The 15,363-nt window shown below is 38.8% G+C and carries 16 protein-coding genes; all 16 read right to left on the bottom strand.

Annotated elements, in window-relative coordinates; translation table 11 throughout:
- Positions 1-102: 102 nt before the first annotated feature.
- The 16 genes from IGL86_RS05715 to IGL86_RS05640 all read right to left on the bottom strand — a co-directional run bounded on the left by IGL86_RS05715 (position 103) and on the right by IGL86_RS05640 (position 15,352).
- Complete coding sequence (locus IGL86_RS05715; RefSeq protein WP_033625653.1) at positions 103-1,107, bottom strand: ATP-binding cassette domain-containing protein; 1,005 nt, start codon at positions 1,105-1,107, stop codon at positions 103-105.
- On the bottom strand, positions 1,104-1,775 hold the full coding sequence (modB, locus tag IGL86_RS05710; RefSeq protein ID WP_002357709.1) for a molybdate ABC transporter permease subunit: 672 nt from the start codon (positions 1,773-1,775) through the stop codon (positions 1,104-1,106). The genes IGL86_RS05715 and modB overlap by 4 nt, the downstream gene beginning before the upstream one ends.
- Positions 1,776-1,783: 8 nt before the next feature.
- A complete protein-coding gene (gene modA / locus IGL86_RS05705; RefSeq protein WP_002398258.1) occupies positions 1,784-2,584 on the bottom strand; it encodes a molybdate ABC transporter substrate-binding protein in 801 nt (266 codons plus the stop codon).
- 18 nt (positions 2,585-2,602) lie between these two features.
- Positions 2,603-3,574, bottom strand: coding sequence for a molybdopterin-binding protein (locus IGL86_RS05700; protein ID WP_033625652.1), 972 nt, complete (start codon positions 3,572-3,574; stop codon positions 2,603-2,605).
- Between the two features lie 3 nt (positions 3,575-3,577).
- On the bottom strand, positions 3,578-4,060 hold the full coding sequence (locus IGL86_RS05695; RefSeq protein ID WP_002361756.1) for a MogA/MoaB family molybdenum cofactor biosynthesis protein: 483 nt from the start codon (positions 4,058-4,060) through the stop codon (positions 3,578-3,580).
- On the bottom strand, positions 4,053-4,487 hold the full coding sequence (locus IGL86_RS05690) for an MOSC domain-containing protein (protein WP_002357714.1): 435 nt from the start codon (positions 4,485-4,487) through the stop codon (positions 4,053-4,055). The genes IGL86_RS05695 and IGL86_RS05690 overlap by 8 nt, the downstream gene beginning before the upstream one ends.
- 2 nt (positions 4,488-4,489) lie before the next feature.
- On the bottom strand, positions 4,490-5,464 hold the full coding sequence (gene moaA / locus IGL86_RS05685; protein WP_080113331.1) for a GTP 3',8-cyclase MoaA: 975 nt from the start codon (positions 5,462-5,464) through the stop codon (positions 4,490-4,492).
- Positions 5,461-5,970 carry a cyclic pyranopterin monophosphate synthase MoaC gene (gene moaC / locus IGL86_RS05680; protein WP_010713439.1) on the bottom strand — a complete coding sequence of 170 codons (510 nt, stop codon included), beginning with the start codon at positions 5,968-5,970 and terminating at the stop codon, positions 5,461-5,463. The genes moaA and moaC overlap by 4 nt, the downstream gene beginning before the upstream one ends.
- Before the next feature lie 498 nt (positions 5,971-6,468).
- Positions 6,469-7,671 (bottom strand): molybdopterin molybdotransferase MoeA, encoded by a 1,203-nt coding sequence (locus tag IGL86_RS05675; protein ID WP_430605666.1) that lies wholly within the window; start codon positions 7,669-7,671, stop codon positions 6,469-6,471.
- Positions 7,672-7,688: 17 nt separating this feature from the next.
- Positions 7,689-10,409, bottom strand: coding sequence for a formate dehydrogenase subunit alpha (gene fdhF, locus IGL86_RS05670; protein ID WP_033625989.1), 2,721 nt, complete (start codon positions 10,407-10,409; stop codon positions 7,689-7,691).
- A 2-nt stretch (positions 10,410-10,411) separates the two neighbouring features.
- On the bottom strand, positions 10,412-11,710 hold the full coding sequence (locus tag IGL86_RS05665; RefSeq protein ID WP_010823646.1) for a complex I 51 kDa subunit family protein: 1,299 nt from the start codon (positions 11,708-11,710) through the stop codon (positions 10,412-10,414).
- Between the two features lie 11 nt (positions 11,711-11,721).
- Positions 11,722-12,210, bottom strand: a complete 489-nt coding sequence (locus IGL86_RS05660; RefSeq protein WP_002357722.1) for an NAD(P)H-dependent oxidoreductase subunit E — start codon at positions 12,208-12,210, stop codon at positions 11,722-11,724.
- Positions 12,198-12,779, bottom strand: a complete 582-nt coding sequence (locus IGL86_RS05655; protein WP_002378323.1) for a hypothetical protein — start codon at positions 12,777-12,779, stop codon at positions 12,198-12,200. Before IGL86_RS05655 ends, IGL86_RS05660 begins: the two co-directional genes overlap by 13 nt.
- On the bottom strand, positions 12,769-13,593 hold the full coding sequence (locus IGL86_RS05650; protein ID WP_010775809.1) for a formate/nitrite transporter family protein: 825 nt from the start codon (positions 13,591-13,593) through the stop codon (positions 12,769-12,771). The genes IGL86_RS05655 and IGL86_RS05650 overlap by 11 nt, the downstream gene beginning before the upstream one ends.
- Before the next feature lie 15 nt (positions 13,594-13,608).
- Complete coding sequence (mobA, locus tag IGL86_RS05645; protein WP_002361748.1) at positions 13,609-14,184, bottom strand: molybdenum cofactor guanylyltransferase; 576 nt, start codon at positions 14,182-14,184, stop codon at positions 13,609-13,611.
- A gap of 139 nt (positions 14,185-14,323) precedes the next feature.
- Positions 14,324-15,352: a lysylphosphatidylglycerol synthase transmembrane domain-containing protein gene (locus tag IGL86_RS05640; RefSeq protein WP_002360426.1), complete on the bottom strand. Its 1,029-nt coding sequence runs from the start codon at positions 15,350-15,352 to the stop codon at positions 14,324-14,326.
- Positions 15,353-15,363: the final 11 nt, after the last annotated feature.

Genomic DNA, 15,363 nt, shown 5'->3' with positions numbered 1-15,363 from the left:
ATATAATAGCGATTATTCCGTTTACATGAATAACCTTTCATGAATCTATTATAAATGAAGATGCAATCATATGTCAACTGCTTCACGTAATCTTTTTCTATTTTATAGACATAATGGCATAATTGCTGTAGGTGGAATGGATAACTGAGTAATAACTTTCGGATTGAGTCTATTGCTGCCTTTCCACCAAATTTTGGTTTGTTGGTGTTGAAACCAAGCACTTTGTTCAAAAGGTGCTGACAATGTTTGTAAGTGATGCACTTCGATTTGATTGGTTGCCTGCGGTTCTGTTGTGAAATCATGGGCCCGAATACCAATAGAATGACAAGAAATAGGAACTTCTTGTGTAACCGTTAGTGTTTGTTGCCAGCCAATCACTTGGACTCTGTGCGCATCTATGCGTTTGACAGGCCAAATATTTTTACAACCAGTGAGTTTAGCTGCTTCAATCGTTTGAGGTTGGTTAAATAATTGATTTGTTGCACCAAAAAGTGTTTGTTTTTTTGTGATTATCACTAAACTCTGACATAACTTATACAGTTCATCTAAACTATGACTCACAATTAAGGCATGTTGATTTAAATTACTTAATCGCTGTTGAAGTTCAATTTGCAGCTCTTCCTTTAAGGGTGCATCTAATGCGGAAAATGGCTCATCTAATAATAGGTAAGCCGGCTGAGCCGCTAGCATTCGCGCAAAAGCCACTCGTTGTCTTTGTCCTCCAGAAAGTTGACTAGGATATTGTTGTTGGACTTTAGTTAAGTGAAAAGACGCAAGCAATTGAGTGACCAATTGTAAATCTTTTGTCACGCACGTCAGATTTTCTACTACCGATAAATGAGGAAACAACGCATACTGTTGAAACAAAAGACCAATTTTTCGTTGTTGCGGCGACAAATTGATCTTTTGTTCAGCATCGAATAAGACTTGATCATTTAAAACAATCTGACCTTTATCCGCAGTCTCAACACCCGCAATACATTTTAATAACATACTCTTGCCACAACCAGAAGCACCTAAAATTCCTGTTGTTTGAGTCTTTGTTTCAAACTGAATTTGCAAAGTATGACTTTTCAATTCTTTTTGAATATCAACAATTAATCTCATTCCGATCTTCTCCAAGCGCGCTGACTAAAAAATTCCGTAAAAAATAAAATAATCAGGCAAAGTAATAACATAATCACAACATATTGATTGGCTAAACGCCAATCCCCACTTGCTACAGCAGAGTAGATAGCTAAAGGAAGCGTTCTTGTTTTGCCAGCAATATTCCCTGCTAACATTGTCGTCGCTCCAAATTCGCCTAACCCGCGGGCAAAGGCTAACACGCCACCGGCCAAGAGACCGTTCATCGACAAAGGTAACGCAATTTTTCTAAAATATCGACTTTCCGAAAACCCGAGTGTCTGGGCCACCGCCAACAACTCACTATCCATTTGTTCAAACGCCGTTAAGGCTGAACGATACATTAAAGGAAATGAAACAGCAACGGCAGCAATAACCGTAGCTGGCCATGAAAAAACAACTTGAATGGCAAAAAAATCAAGTAAAAACTGGCCGACTGGTTGCTGAACACCAAAAATAGTTAAGAGAAAAAAACCAAAAACAGTCGGCGGTAAAACTAATGGCAACGTAAATAAACTATTCAAAAGAATTTTTAATTTACGATTTTTCAAACGAAAAACAATATATGCAACGCCTGTTCCTAAAACAAAAGTAAATAAAATGGCGATTATTGCTGTCTGAAAAGATAAAAGAATTGGTCGAACATCCATTTTCCCACCTACTTTGTTAACTTAAAGCCAATACTTTCAAAATATTTTCTGCATTGTTGACTCTGTAAAAAATTTAAAAAAGCATCTGCTGATTTTTGTTTCTTAGAGGCGGCAACTTTACCAACTGGATAGATAATTGGCTTTTTCAAAGCAGCTTCAGGCATGGCCGCAACAATCGCTACTTTTGAATTGGTTGCTGCATCTGTCGCATAAACCAAGCCAGCTTCTGCACTTGCATTCGCTACCCATTCAAGGACTTCTGTTACATTCGTGCCAAAGCTTGCGTGTTTTTCTACATAGGACCAAGCACCTAAAGCTTTTAAGCCTTCTTCGGCATATTGACCAGCTGGAACACTCGCAGGATCACCAATTGCTATCATTTGGGCTTTTTTTAAATCAGAAAAATCATGCCACTTTGCTTGATCTTGGTTAGGCACAATAAGAACAAGCTGGTTTTCCAATAAAGGAACGACACTTTTCTTATTAATTAGTTTTTCTGCAACCAATGCATTCATTTGTTTTGTCGAAGCCGAGAAAAATACATCGGCTTTTAGGCCTTTTTCAATTTGCATCTGTAATTTTCCAGAACTATCATAGGTTCCAGTTACCTGAATATCTGGATGCTCTTTTTCAAAGGCTGGAATAATTTTCTTCTCCATGACTGATTCTAAGCTAGCTGCTGCCGCAAGGGTTATTTCTTCTTTTTTTGTTGAAACTGTTTCTTTTTGCGGCTGATTTGTACATGCAGCAATTAGGGCAACTAAACTGAATAAACTAAGCAAGAACACAGTCTTTTTTTGTTTAGACATTTGAACGCCTCTTTTCTTTTATAAATACCCGCCATAACTCAAGTCAATAATTTCAGATTTTTTAATCACTTCTTTGGCCATTAATCTTGGTAACAACAAATCAAAAACCGTTTTTTCTGAAAATAAAACACCACCTGGTAAGCCAATGATCGTTTGCTCTCCTTTATAAGCCAGCAAAAACATTGAGCCTGGTAAGACTGGTGTCCCATGGGTTACGATTTCAGCACCTGCCTGCTTAATTGCTAACGGTGTCAAATCATCAGGATCTACACTCATACCACCTGTACAAACAATCAGATCAAGCCCTTGTGCTAACATCTTTTTGATCGCAACAGTAATTTTTTGCGGCTGATCATCGACAATTTCTTGCTTGACAATCGTAACTAAAGGATACGCGGAGAACTTGGCTTTTAACACAGGGTAAAAAGCATCCTCAACCAATCCTGTGTAAACTTCACTGCCAGTAGTTACAATCCCGACCCGTATTTTTTTGAAAGGTTTCACAGAGATTAGTGGCTCAGACGTGCTGAACTGGCATGCCTTTTCTAATTGGCTTTTAGAAATTGTTAGTGGAATCACTCGAAAGGCTGCAACTTTTTCATCTTTCTGAACTTCTATATTGGTAATTTTAGTTGACAAGGCAAGACCTTCAATTTCATTTAAAGCAATTAATTTTTCTCGATTGACTTTTAAAAGACCTCTCGTGCTAGCTTTAGCAACAATTTTTCCTTCATGGACTTCACTCGGCTGACATGAGTCATCTGTTAACAGGTTATACAAAAATGTCGCTGCCTCTTCTTCATGTATTTCTGCTGGATCCAAGGAAACAAACAGATGTTTTTTCCCTAATGATAAAAGAATTGGAATATCTTCTTGAACAACTATATGTCCTTTTTTAAAACACACTTCCTTGGTCTTTCCATAGTCAATTCGCGTAATATCATGACTCAACGGAAGGCCAACTGCCTCTTCTGTTCGAATTGTTTTCATGGTTTATTCCTCATCATGTATGATTTTTTTATTTGTGATTAAATCCAAAGCGTGGGGCAAAACAGGCAACAAAAAATGCAAATGTTCTGTTACACTTTTTGGACTACCAGGCAAATTAACAATGAGCGTGCGTCCTCTTTGAACAGAAACGCCTCGACTTAACATAGCAAATGGTGTTTTTTCCAAGCTAAGTTGACGCAAGCCCTCACTGATCCCAGGAATGATTCGCTCTGCTACACGTAAGGTAGCTTCTGGGGTCCGATCCCGTTCACTCAACCCTGTGCCGCCTGTCGTTAAAATCAAATCACAGGTCTTAGACCACTCTTGCAATAGCTCTACTAATTGATTTTCTTCATCTGGTAAAATGGTTTGTTTGGTTACCTGGTAGAGCGCAGGTAACTGTTCACGAATCAAGGGCCCCGATTGGTCGACAGCAAGTCCTTGAAAGCAACGATCACTTAATGTTACAATGCCAACTTTAAACAACGTCTAACTGATCTCCTTTTTTAATATGACCTTCTGTCACAACAACTGCAAAGATTCCTTCTCTAGGCATGATGCAATCGCCCACTCGCGCATAAATCTGACAGTGTTTATGGCACTCTTTCCCAATTTGAGTAACCACCAATTCGGAATCGCCTATTTTCATTTTCGTTCCAACAGGTAATTGACGTAAATCAATCCCTGAGACGATAATATTTTCCCCGAAAGCACCATTACCAACCCGAGCTCCTTTTTCATTGAAAGCCGTTATTTCTTCAAAAGATAACAAACTGACTTGTCGATGCCAATTACCGCCGTGCGCATCATTTTCTAATCCGAAACCTTTAATTAAGTTGACTTCAGGAATTTCCTTTTTCTGTGTGCCTCTTCGCGGGCTAATATTTATTGCAATAATTTCTCCTGTTTTCATACTTACCCTCCTATTTGTGACATAAATCGTTGTTCTCCTTGTTGTTCCAAGAAAAGATGTTTTTCAGGCTTACAGGCAATGCCACTCTTGATAATCCCTAACAATTCTGCTGTTTGTTCCTTAGCTAAAGCTTCCTTTAACGAGTAGCCGTCTGCAGAATGCAGGCACGTTTTTAAATGGCCGTCTGCAGTAATTCGAATTCGATTGCACGTCTCGCAAAAACAATGCCCTAATGCACTAATAAAACCTATTTTCCCTTTAAAATCTTTTAAGGCGTAATAACTAGCAGGGCCATTGCCCAATGGTTTTTGGTATGGTTGCAACGTTCCATAATATTTGGTTAAAATGGCTTCTACTTCTTCTTGTTGCTTACCTGGATGCTCCTTCCCTAATCCAATTGGCATCATTTCAATGAAACGAAGATGCACAGTCTCTTTCTTAGCGATTTCAGCCAGTTCTACAATTGTTGCTTCACTTAGCTCTTTCCTAGCTACAGTATTAATTTTGATATTAGGTAATCCCACATCAATCGCTTGTTCTATGCCCGCCAGAACATTCCTTAACTGACCAACTCTTGTTATTTCACGAAATTCTTCTGGATCCAAAGTGTCTAAGCTAATATTAATGCCGTCCAAGCCCGCCTCTTTTAATCCTTGAGCCTCACGAGCTAACTTCATGCCATTAGTCGTTAAGGTTACTTTTTCGATGCCTGAGATTTGCTTTATCCTTTTAATTAAAGAGAGTAAATTTGGTCTAACAAGCGGTTCACCACCTGTTAATTTAACTTTTTTGATGCCTTCTTTCGCTAATATCCTCAGTAAAAAAATAATCTCATCATCTGTTAGAAGCTGCTCTTTTTTTAAAAAGCAAAGACCTGTTGCTGGCATGCAATACGTGCAACGTAAGTCACAACGATCTGTTAAAGACAAACGAACATAATCAATTTCACGGTTAAATGCATCTTTCATGCTGTTCACTCATCACTTTCCTTTGATTTAATTGAAGAACGAATGAAATGACCACTGCGTCCACCATTTTTCTCTAATAAACCAATGTTTGTCATTGTCATTCCGCGATCAATTGCTTTACACATGTCATAAATTGTTAAGAGTGCTGTCTGCACACCTGTTAGCGCTTCCATTTCAACGCCAGTTGAACCCACTGTTTTTGTAAAGCAACGTACTTCTAAACAAGTTTGATTGCGCCAATTAAACTGAATTTCACACTTTGTCAAAGCAACCAAATGACACAAAGGAATCCATTCAAACGTTCGTTTTGCGGCGGTAATCCCAGCTACTCTTGCTACCTGTAATACTTCACCTTTTTTAATCATTTGGGTCTGGATCGCTTCTGCTGTCGCTTCCAACATGTGAATTTCTCCATAAGCGAGGGCTGTTCTTTGAGTGTCATTTTTTTCCGAAATATCAACCATATGCACTTCTCCTTGTGTATTCAAGTGCGTAAATTCCTTACTTTGAACCATCTCTCCACCTCACATTTGACATTTGTTAACGTTTACACAATACTTCTTTTTCAAGTGTATCACTCTTGCATCAAAAAAACAATCTGGCATCCACAATTTTTTTTAGCGAGAAATCGAAGTTAAAAAAGTTAAGCGACAAAAATTACGTGCTTCGCTTAGCCTGACCAGACTTTTGTCTAAGTCTTAAAACTTGATAAGCAATAAGAGGTCGGGACAGAAGTGCTTATTTCCGAAGGACCTTCACCAAGTAGGTACGATGATTTCATCTGTTCATGCTTCACAGTGAAACATCGCAACTCTTAGAGCTGTAGCTCTTTTGAAGGCTGTACTGTGACGAGACGCATGTCGAGAAAACACCTTAGAAGTTGTTGAGATCGGAGCAACGCGTAGTGTTGGTTCTGTTCCCGCCGTTTATCAATTTTTAAGCCTGGAACAAAAATTCAAAGTGATTTTTGTTCCAGGCTCTTACTTTCATACTAATCTTAGGTCAGGTTGTCATCAAGTTTGCCAATAATAGACTTTTACAAGCGCGCCTTTTTTGAGTAGTACACCAGCTGGTTGTTCTAGTAAGCAATTTGTTTCTAAAGTATTTGATAAATTGGATGAAAGATGACTTTTTGTCACTAAATTTACTTTGCCATCTATTTCTTTCGCTCGGTAAAATCGACGTAGTCTACTGGGGGCTAATTCATGCGCTAAAATTACTGTTCGTTCCTTTAGATTTAACTCGACACAATTAAAAAAAGTAGCTAATAATGTCCAGTAAAAAAGATGTAAATTAACCATTGCCGCAAACGGATTGCCTGAAACGCTTAAAATGAGTGTTTCTTGAAATTGACTTCCCATAACTGGGGTTCCAGGTTTCATATTTACAAAATGAAACAACTCTGTTCCTCCGATACGTTTAATCGCTAAAGGTAAATTGTCCTTTTCACCTACCGAAACACCACCACAAGTAATTAATAAATCAAGTTTCGGTGAAATCTCAATCAGCCTCTTCGCTAATTCTTCAGGGTCATCTGAACAATGGTCTAGGTGGATTACTTCATTGCCACTCGCTTTGACAAAAGCTGCTAACATGTAGAGATTACTATTATAAATTTTCCCAACTGACAGTGGTTCTTCCAAAGAAACTAACTCACTACCGGTCGCTAAAATCCCCACCTTCATGCGCTTCAAAACAACAACTTTATCAATCCCTTGCATTGCCAACAAACCAATCATGCGACTATTAATCTGTTGATGTTTTGCTAAAATTTTTTGCTGAAAAGCAATATCTTCTCCAATTTCCGCATAGTTTTGGCCCGCAGTGACAGAGCGAAAAATTTTAACATGGTCCTGCCCAAAATCCGTCCATTCTTGTGGCACTACAGCATCAAAATCGGTTGGAATAAAAGCACCTGTCGTTATTTTAATCGCACAGTTATTCGTCTGATTACAATAAAACATGGAATCCCCTGCCACTAAAGAGCCGACGACTTTTAAACAACTTGGGCTTTCAGCAGTCGCACCTCGTGTTTCTACTGCACGAACGGCATACCCATCCATCCCGGCACGAGGAAAATGAGGAATCGCTGTCTCTGCAAAAATGGTTTCTCTGCTAATCCGCCCCAAGGAATCAAGCAGCGCCACTTCTTCTGTTTCACATTGACTCTTCATATGTTGGGTCATTTTCTCTCGTGCTTCTTCCAACTCGATCATGTTTTAACCATCCTTTTTTATTTATTCACTGGTTTAATCGCAACGGCACAAACTTTATATTCAGGAATTGTGGCGATATCATCAAATACAGCATTGGTGATTTCGTTAACATTCCCATCTGGAAAGTGGAATGTCATAAAGACTTCTTGCGGAAATACTCGATTTCCGACAGCCGCATAGGTTTCAATTTTGCCACGTCGAGAATGAACTTCAACTTTGTCACCTTCTTGGATTCCCAGAGCTTGTGCATCGACTGCATTTATCTCAATATAAGAGTGATTCGCTATTTGGTTAATCCCTTCCGTTCGTCCTGTCATCGCTCGGGTATTGTAATGGTAAAGCATTCGGCCTGTCGACATTAAATACGGGTACTCTTCATCTGGTAATTCTTGTGCTTGCTTATACGGAATTGCTTTAAATAAACCTTTCCCACGAGCAAAACTGCCCACATGCATAATCGGCGTACCTGGATCTGTCAAGCTACGACAAGGCCATTGTAAGCTCTCCTTCTCTAATCGTTCATAATTAATTCCACCAAACGAAGGCGTCACAGCTGAAATTTCTTTCATAATTTCTTTTGCAGATTCATACGCACAAGGATAGCCCATTCGTGTCATGACTTCACAAAAAATTTCATAGTCTTCTCGCGCTTGTCCCCTTGGTTCAACAGCTTTGCGGACTCTTTGCACGCGCCGTTCTGTATTTGTAAATGTCCCATCTTTTTCTGCATAACTGATGCCAGGTAAAACAACATCTGCATAAGCAGCCGTTTCGGTCATAAATAATTCTTGAACGACTAAAAAGTCTAAACTTTCTAAAGCTTGACGAACATGTCCTGTGTCTGGATCCGTAACAATTGGATCTTCTCCAAAAATATAAAGGCCTTTGACGTTTCCTGCCGTTGCTGCTGGCAAGACTTTAGTAGAAGTTAAACCGGTGTTTCGATTTAGCGGCACATGCCAAGCTTTTTCAAATTTGTCGATTACTTCTGGATTATTGACTTTTTGATAGCCTGGGAAATCATAAGGCATACAGCCCATATCACAGGCACCTTGAACATTATTTTGACCTCGCAAAGGATTGACACCACAGCCAGGTTTTCCAACTTTACCAACCAACATTGCCAAATTAGACATACTCATAACACCCTCAGTTCCTGTCGAATGTTCCGTTACGCCTAAACAATAAATGATTGGTGCTTTTTCTGCTTTTGCATACATGCGTGCCGCTTGAATTAGATCTTCTGGATGAATATGACAAATTTCTGCGACTTTTTCCGGCGTATAATCAGCCACCATTTTTTCTAAATCTGAAAATCCTTCTGTCCGTTCTTCAATAAAATGGCGATCTGCTAAACCTTCTTTCAAAATCACATGCATCATGCCATTAGCAAATGCGACATTCGTTCCCGCCTGAACTTGTAAATGCAGCGCACTATCCTTCACTAAGTTAATTTTCCGCGGATCAACAACAACAACTTGCGTTCCTCTTTGGATGGCTTGGCGAATTTGCGCACCAATAACTGGATGAGCTTCTTCTGGATTGGAACCTACTAATAAAATCATGTCGACATCTTCAGTGATATCAGCAATAGGATTAGTCATCGCACCAGAGCCTAAGGTTTGGGCTAAACCATGGACCGAAGCCGAATGACAAACACGGGCACAGTTATCAACATTATTGGTACCAAAAGCAGCACGCACCATTTTTTGAAAGACATAATTATCTTCATTTGTCGCTCTAGAGCACGAAAAACCAGCAAGAGCATCCGGACCGTTTTCTGCTTTAATTTCGTTAAATTTTGACGAAACAAGCGTTAAGGCTTCTTCCCAAGAAGCAGGTTCAAAAATCCCATTCCGTTTAATTAATGGCTCCGTTAAGCGATCTCCTGACCCAACAAATTTATATGAAGCAAATTTTCCTTTCACACAAAGTAAATTTTTATTAGCTGGTCCATCCAGGGGTTCAACACCCACTAAACGATTATTTTTAACGAGTAAATTCATCTGACAGCCTGTCCCACAATGCGGACAAGTTGTAGGAATTTTCTGGGTTTCCCATTTGCGGTACTCTTTCGTATCTTTTGCTGTTAACGCTCCTGTAGGACAGGAAGAGACACAATTGCCACATGATTCACAGATAGATTGATCAAACGCCTGCCCATAACTTGGCATCATTTTTGTTTCAAAGCCACGATTAGCAATACTAAGTACATCTCTTCCCTGCCGCAATTGACAGACACGAGCACAACGACGACACATGATACACTTTTCTGGATCATAAGAGAAAAATGGATTACTGGTATCTTCTTGATGGCAAGGCATTCTTTTTCCCTCGGTAAAGCTAGTGGCATCAATCCCATAATCTAGCGCATACTGTTGTAATTGACAATCCCCGTTTTTTCCACAAGAAAAACATTCTAATTTATGATTACTCAATAATAAATCAAGAATAAAACGTCTGGAATCAACAACTTTTTCAGAATGTGTTGACACAACCATGTCCTCTTGACAATGTGCCGTACAAGCAGTTGTTAAGCCACCACGTCGGCCGCCTTCCACCTCAACCACGCACATCCGACAAGAACCATCAGGCGCTAATTCCTTTAAATGACAGAGCGTTGGGATTTCAACACCTAGCCCTTTCGCTGCTTCGAGAATGGTAGTCCCTTTAGGCACAGTTACTTCTTGGTTATCAATAGACAATGTAACTGTTTGCGTATGCAACTTTGTTTTCATTTTTACCAACCTCCTTTGCTGGTGGCATAGATTTCTGTTTCAGCAGTCGTTTCAAATTCTTCTGGAAACAAAGCCAATGCACTCTTCATTGGATTTGCGACGGATTGGCCCAAACCACAAGCTGATAATCGCGTGACATGCGTGAGCATCTTTTCCAATCGTGGCAAATCACTAGCTGTTGCCTCTTTCCGATTGAATTTACTCAATAATTCCAAAATCCTAGTTGTTCCCAATCGACAAGGGGTGCATTTACCACAGGACTCATGAGCAAAAAAGGCCGCCACGTGTACTAAATAGTCCACAACATTGACTGAATCATCCATTACTACAATTGCACCAGAGCCGACAGATAAGTCATGGGCCCATAAATCTTCGTAGGAATACAAACAATCCCTTAACGTTGCGACAGCACCAATTGGACCGGATTGTCCACCGAAGTGAATAAATTTTAATGCTCGACCAGTTGCAGAGCCTCCGCCGTATTGCTCGCCATAAATTATTTCTTCTAATGGTGTTCCAAGGTTGACCTCGTATAAGCCCCGATTTTTAATATGTCCAGACAAACAAATTAGCTTTGTGCCGCCACCATCGGCAGTACCCATCTCTAAAAAGGCTTGTCCACCTTCTCGTAAAATTACGGGAACACTTGCAAATGATTCAACATTATTCACTAATGTTGGTTGCAAATATAAACCAACATCTGCTAAGTGTGGTGGTTTGACACGCGGCCGCCCCGTTTTTCCTTCAATTGAATTTAAAAGTGCTGAATTTTCCCCACAAATATAGGCGCCAGCACCAGAAATAATCGTAATATCATAATTGAATCCTTCAATTCCTAAAATGTTTTCCCCTAAAAAGCCAGCTTGTCGTGCATTATCCAGTGCTTCTTGAAATGTTTTTTGGATTCTGCGATATTCTCCTCGCATATAAATATAACCTGCTTTTGCTGAAAATAAATAGCCAGCAATGATCATTCCTTCAATCACACTCAATGGATCTTCAGATAAAAGTACTTTATCCTTAAAGGTCCCTGGTTCGCCTTCATCAGCATTACAAACAATGTACTTTGTGGTTCCTTTTGCATGATAAAGATGGCGCCATTTTTTTCCTAAAGGATAGGCTGCTCCACCGCGACCTCTTAAGTGCGCAATATCCAGTTCGTTTAAAATTTCTTCATCCGATAGTGAAATTGCTCTTTTTAAACCATCAAATCCATCGTATTTACAATATTCAGCAACATCGGTCGCAGATTGCATTTTTCCCATTCTCTCTAATAACATTGGTTGGTTTCTCTTAAGCATTGACTCACCTCCTACAATCCTTCATAGCAATCATTTTGTAAATGTTGAATTAATTGATAAATTTTCTCTTCTGTTAGTTGACTAAAAACGGTGTCCTTAATTTTAATTACTGGACCTAAATCACAAGCCCCGATACAAGGAATACTGTGATACATAAATAAGCCATCTGGTGTCGGCTGATTCTCTGGCACTTCTAAAATGGTTTCTAAAACTTCGGCAACCATCGCCCCACCAGTATAATGACACGGTGTGCTGTTACAAATCTTCAAGACATACTTCGCTTGCGGTTCCGTCTTTAAAATGGCATAAAAACTGACGATTTCATAGACTCGCGCTTCCGTTAAATGTAGATGCTCTGCAACTAATTGAGCTGTCTCCTGATCGATATACCCTTCTTCTGAAGCAAATTGTAATTCAATTAAAATATTTAAAATTCGTTGTGGATCAGCATCGTTTTCTAGAATAATCGCTTCTTTTTCAATTAAGCTTAATGCACACATTCCTTTTTATTCCCCCTTTTTAGTGAAACTTGAAGTTGTTCTCCTTGATAATAGATACGCAATTCTTTTGGTATTTCAGCAGATAGTAAACAAAAATCGGCTTTATCTATAACATTTTTTGCTGATTCTTTTTGGCGATTCTGGTTATTCATCATAAGAAATAGTCCTGGCTGCACAACATTACGTAATGAATTTGATTCACAAATGATTAATGCTTGGGCCGGCACAGCTTTCAGAAATTGCTGAATGGCTTCCGCCAAATTTTCTTGAAAAACTTTCAATAGAAAAACTTTTTGACAACCTGCAGCTAATAATTTCATGGTATCTTTATTGCCAATCGTCTCTTGCTCTTCTACTAATTCATAACCAGCTGTAATACTGGTACAAATTCCGCATCCTTTTGTGCCTCGTTGACACACCCCTCGTTGACCACTAATCGTAATAATCTTCAAGCCATAAATTGGATAGACTTCTTGGTACTGTTTAATAAGAGCTTCGGCTAATGTCGTTTTGCCACTATTCCGACCAGTAGATCCAATTTGAATCATATTTGGTACCTCAATTGCCATAGAGCTCCTCCGTCTGAATCGTTTTCTCAACTCTTGGTTTGACAGTTGCTGGTTTTGTCATAAAGATCAATGGTACGGCCATAAAAAGACTGCCCCCTACCGCATTGCCTAAAAATACCCATAGTGTATTTTGCAAATAATCCCACCAACTGATTGTGGTGCTTTGTGAAAAAATTGCCGCTGGAATAATAAACGCATTGGCGACCACGTGTTGAAACCCACAAACAACGAAAACCATGACAGGAAACCACAAGCCAAACATTTTACCTAAATATGATTTTGCCAACGCTCCGAGATAAACCGCTAAACAAACAAAAATATTACAGCCAATCCCTGAAACAAAAGCAACTAGCGGTGGATCAGCAATTTTCGCCTGAGCAACTGCGACTGTTTTATCCAGAAACGCACCTTCAGTTAACCCAACAATATGGCCAAATAAATACGCCACAAGAAATCCGCCTAGACAATTGGTCAATAAAACAACTAGCCAGTTATAACAAAGAGTGCCCACTCGAACCTTTTTCTGTAATACGCCTAATGTCATTACCATCATATTGCCTGTTGCTAACTCACCACCAACAAAAGTAAGCGCTATCAATCCAACTGGAAATAAAGCTCCACCCAGAAAGTTGTTAAAACTTCCCCATTCTGTGGGGGCGGTTCCAGTGATACGAATAAACGCCAAGTAACCCAGTGCAATACAAAAACCAGCCATGATGCCTAAAATACAGAGTCGAACAAACGATAATTTCCCTTTCATTTTTGCCTTATCACCTAAGCTTGCAACTATTTCTTCACTACTGAAAAAATCCATTACGATTCCTCCTTTTTATCGATACCACTGAGACAATTCTTCTTTTCGATTGACATTTTTAAGTTGATTCTCTTTTGATAGTTGCACCGTTTTTACAGATAGATGCTCAAATTCTTGCCGAATCTGATAGTTATTTTGCGCAAGCTGTTTTTGAAATGTTGGTAAACAAGAACATCGATAAAAGCCAAATAATGGTTCTTGACGACCTTCAAAGTCAAAGATTGTTACTTGATTTTGTCCACGCTTAGAGGCTAACTGATACACAAGTTTAGGAGAAAAAGTTGGTATATCACAGGCAATTACAAACACTTCAGCTTTCTGAGTATAGTTCATTGCTGTCACAATCCCACCTAATGGCCCCTTTCCAAGATACATATCTTGAATGATTGTGCATTTTCTAAACGCCTTAGGAAATTTTTGACTATCATTCGTTACTAAAATAACCTCTTCGAACAGTTCCATTAACTTTTCAGCTGTTTGCAAGATCACGTATTGCCCTTGAATTTTCAATAATGCTTTATCAAATCCCATCCGTGAACTTTTCCCGCCGCATAACAGCACTGCTGTACAATCAGCAATAATTTTCGCCACCCCTTTACCATAATTTTTATTAGTTCAAAAAAATATTTTTTAGTCATGTATTAAGTCTATTATAAGACATCCCTCGTACAAGTCAATTCCTTTTAAAAAAAAGAACGAGAAAAAGAGTCGCTCTTTTTCTCGTTCTACCTTATTCATCTGTTTGACGTTTTATTTCTTCAATCTCAATGCGTAATGATTTTCGTTTCTCAATGGCGACATAAACCAAGCCAATCAAAAAGGGTAACACAAAGCTACCAAATCGATACAGTAAAACAGATGCTACAGCATCAACATTGCCGACCAATGGTTTAAACAACAATAAGTAAACAAATTCAAATGGACCAATGCCAGCAGGTGTCGGAATAACTCCTGAAAGAATAACAGCAAAACTGGTAAAGGACATCACTAATAATAAATCAATATTCGGGTGATTTTCTACTAAAACAATGTAAGGAATAATGTACCAAAATAATAATTTAAATACATTCCATGAAAAGATTCGAAGCAACGCTGAGCGATCTTGTGTAATTGTTTGGACAGCTGCCCGCAAGGAATAGATTTGTAAATTACAATTATCCACCCAATCTCTTAGTTTTGGTCGTTTAAACCAACGATTGGCAAACTTAACCAATAAAACTTGCAACTTTAAGCTACTAGATAAAATAAGTAATGCTGCAATTATTACTAATGTTAAAATAACACCTGCTAAAATGAATGGAATCATCTTAGGCGCATTTTCATAAAACAGGGAAAATTGAATAATCAAACCAATAATTGCTAAAAAAATCACGGCTGCTTTGTACATAATCATATGTAATGCCGTTATCCCCACACTTTTAGAAACAGGAATTCCCTTTTTCTTATAAAAATAAATTTCTGAAAGCAAGGTTCCCGTGCCAAATGAAATAATCCGATAAAATGCTACATAACAAGAAGTAAAAAAACCATCCACTGTTGTAAAGTCTTTGTTAAAATAACGAGCTATTTCCTTGATTGAGCGCCCTTCTGCAAATTGATAAACTACACCAAAAAAAATAACAGCAATCAGCACCAGCCAACTCGTTTCCATCAGTTGAGCAAAAATATCACTTAATGAATTATCCATGACATAAAAGATTACGCCTAAAACGATAATCATTAACAACATATTTAAGCCAATTTTTACTTTTCCTTTCATCGCTTCTCCTT

It is taken from the genome of Enterococcus sp. DIV0774, assembly GCF_050539095.1.
Taxonomy (GTDB): Bacteria; Bacillota; Bacilli; order Lactobacillales; family Enterococcaceae; genus Enterococcus; species Enterococcus faecalis.
This window is presented reverse-complemented; position numbering and strand designations above follow the sequence as displayed.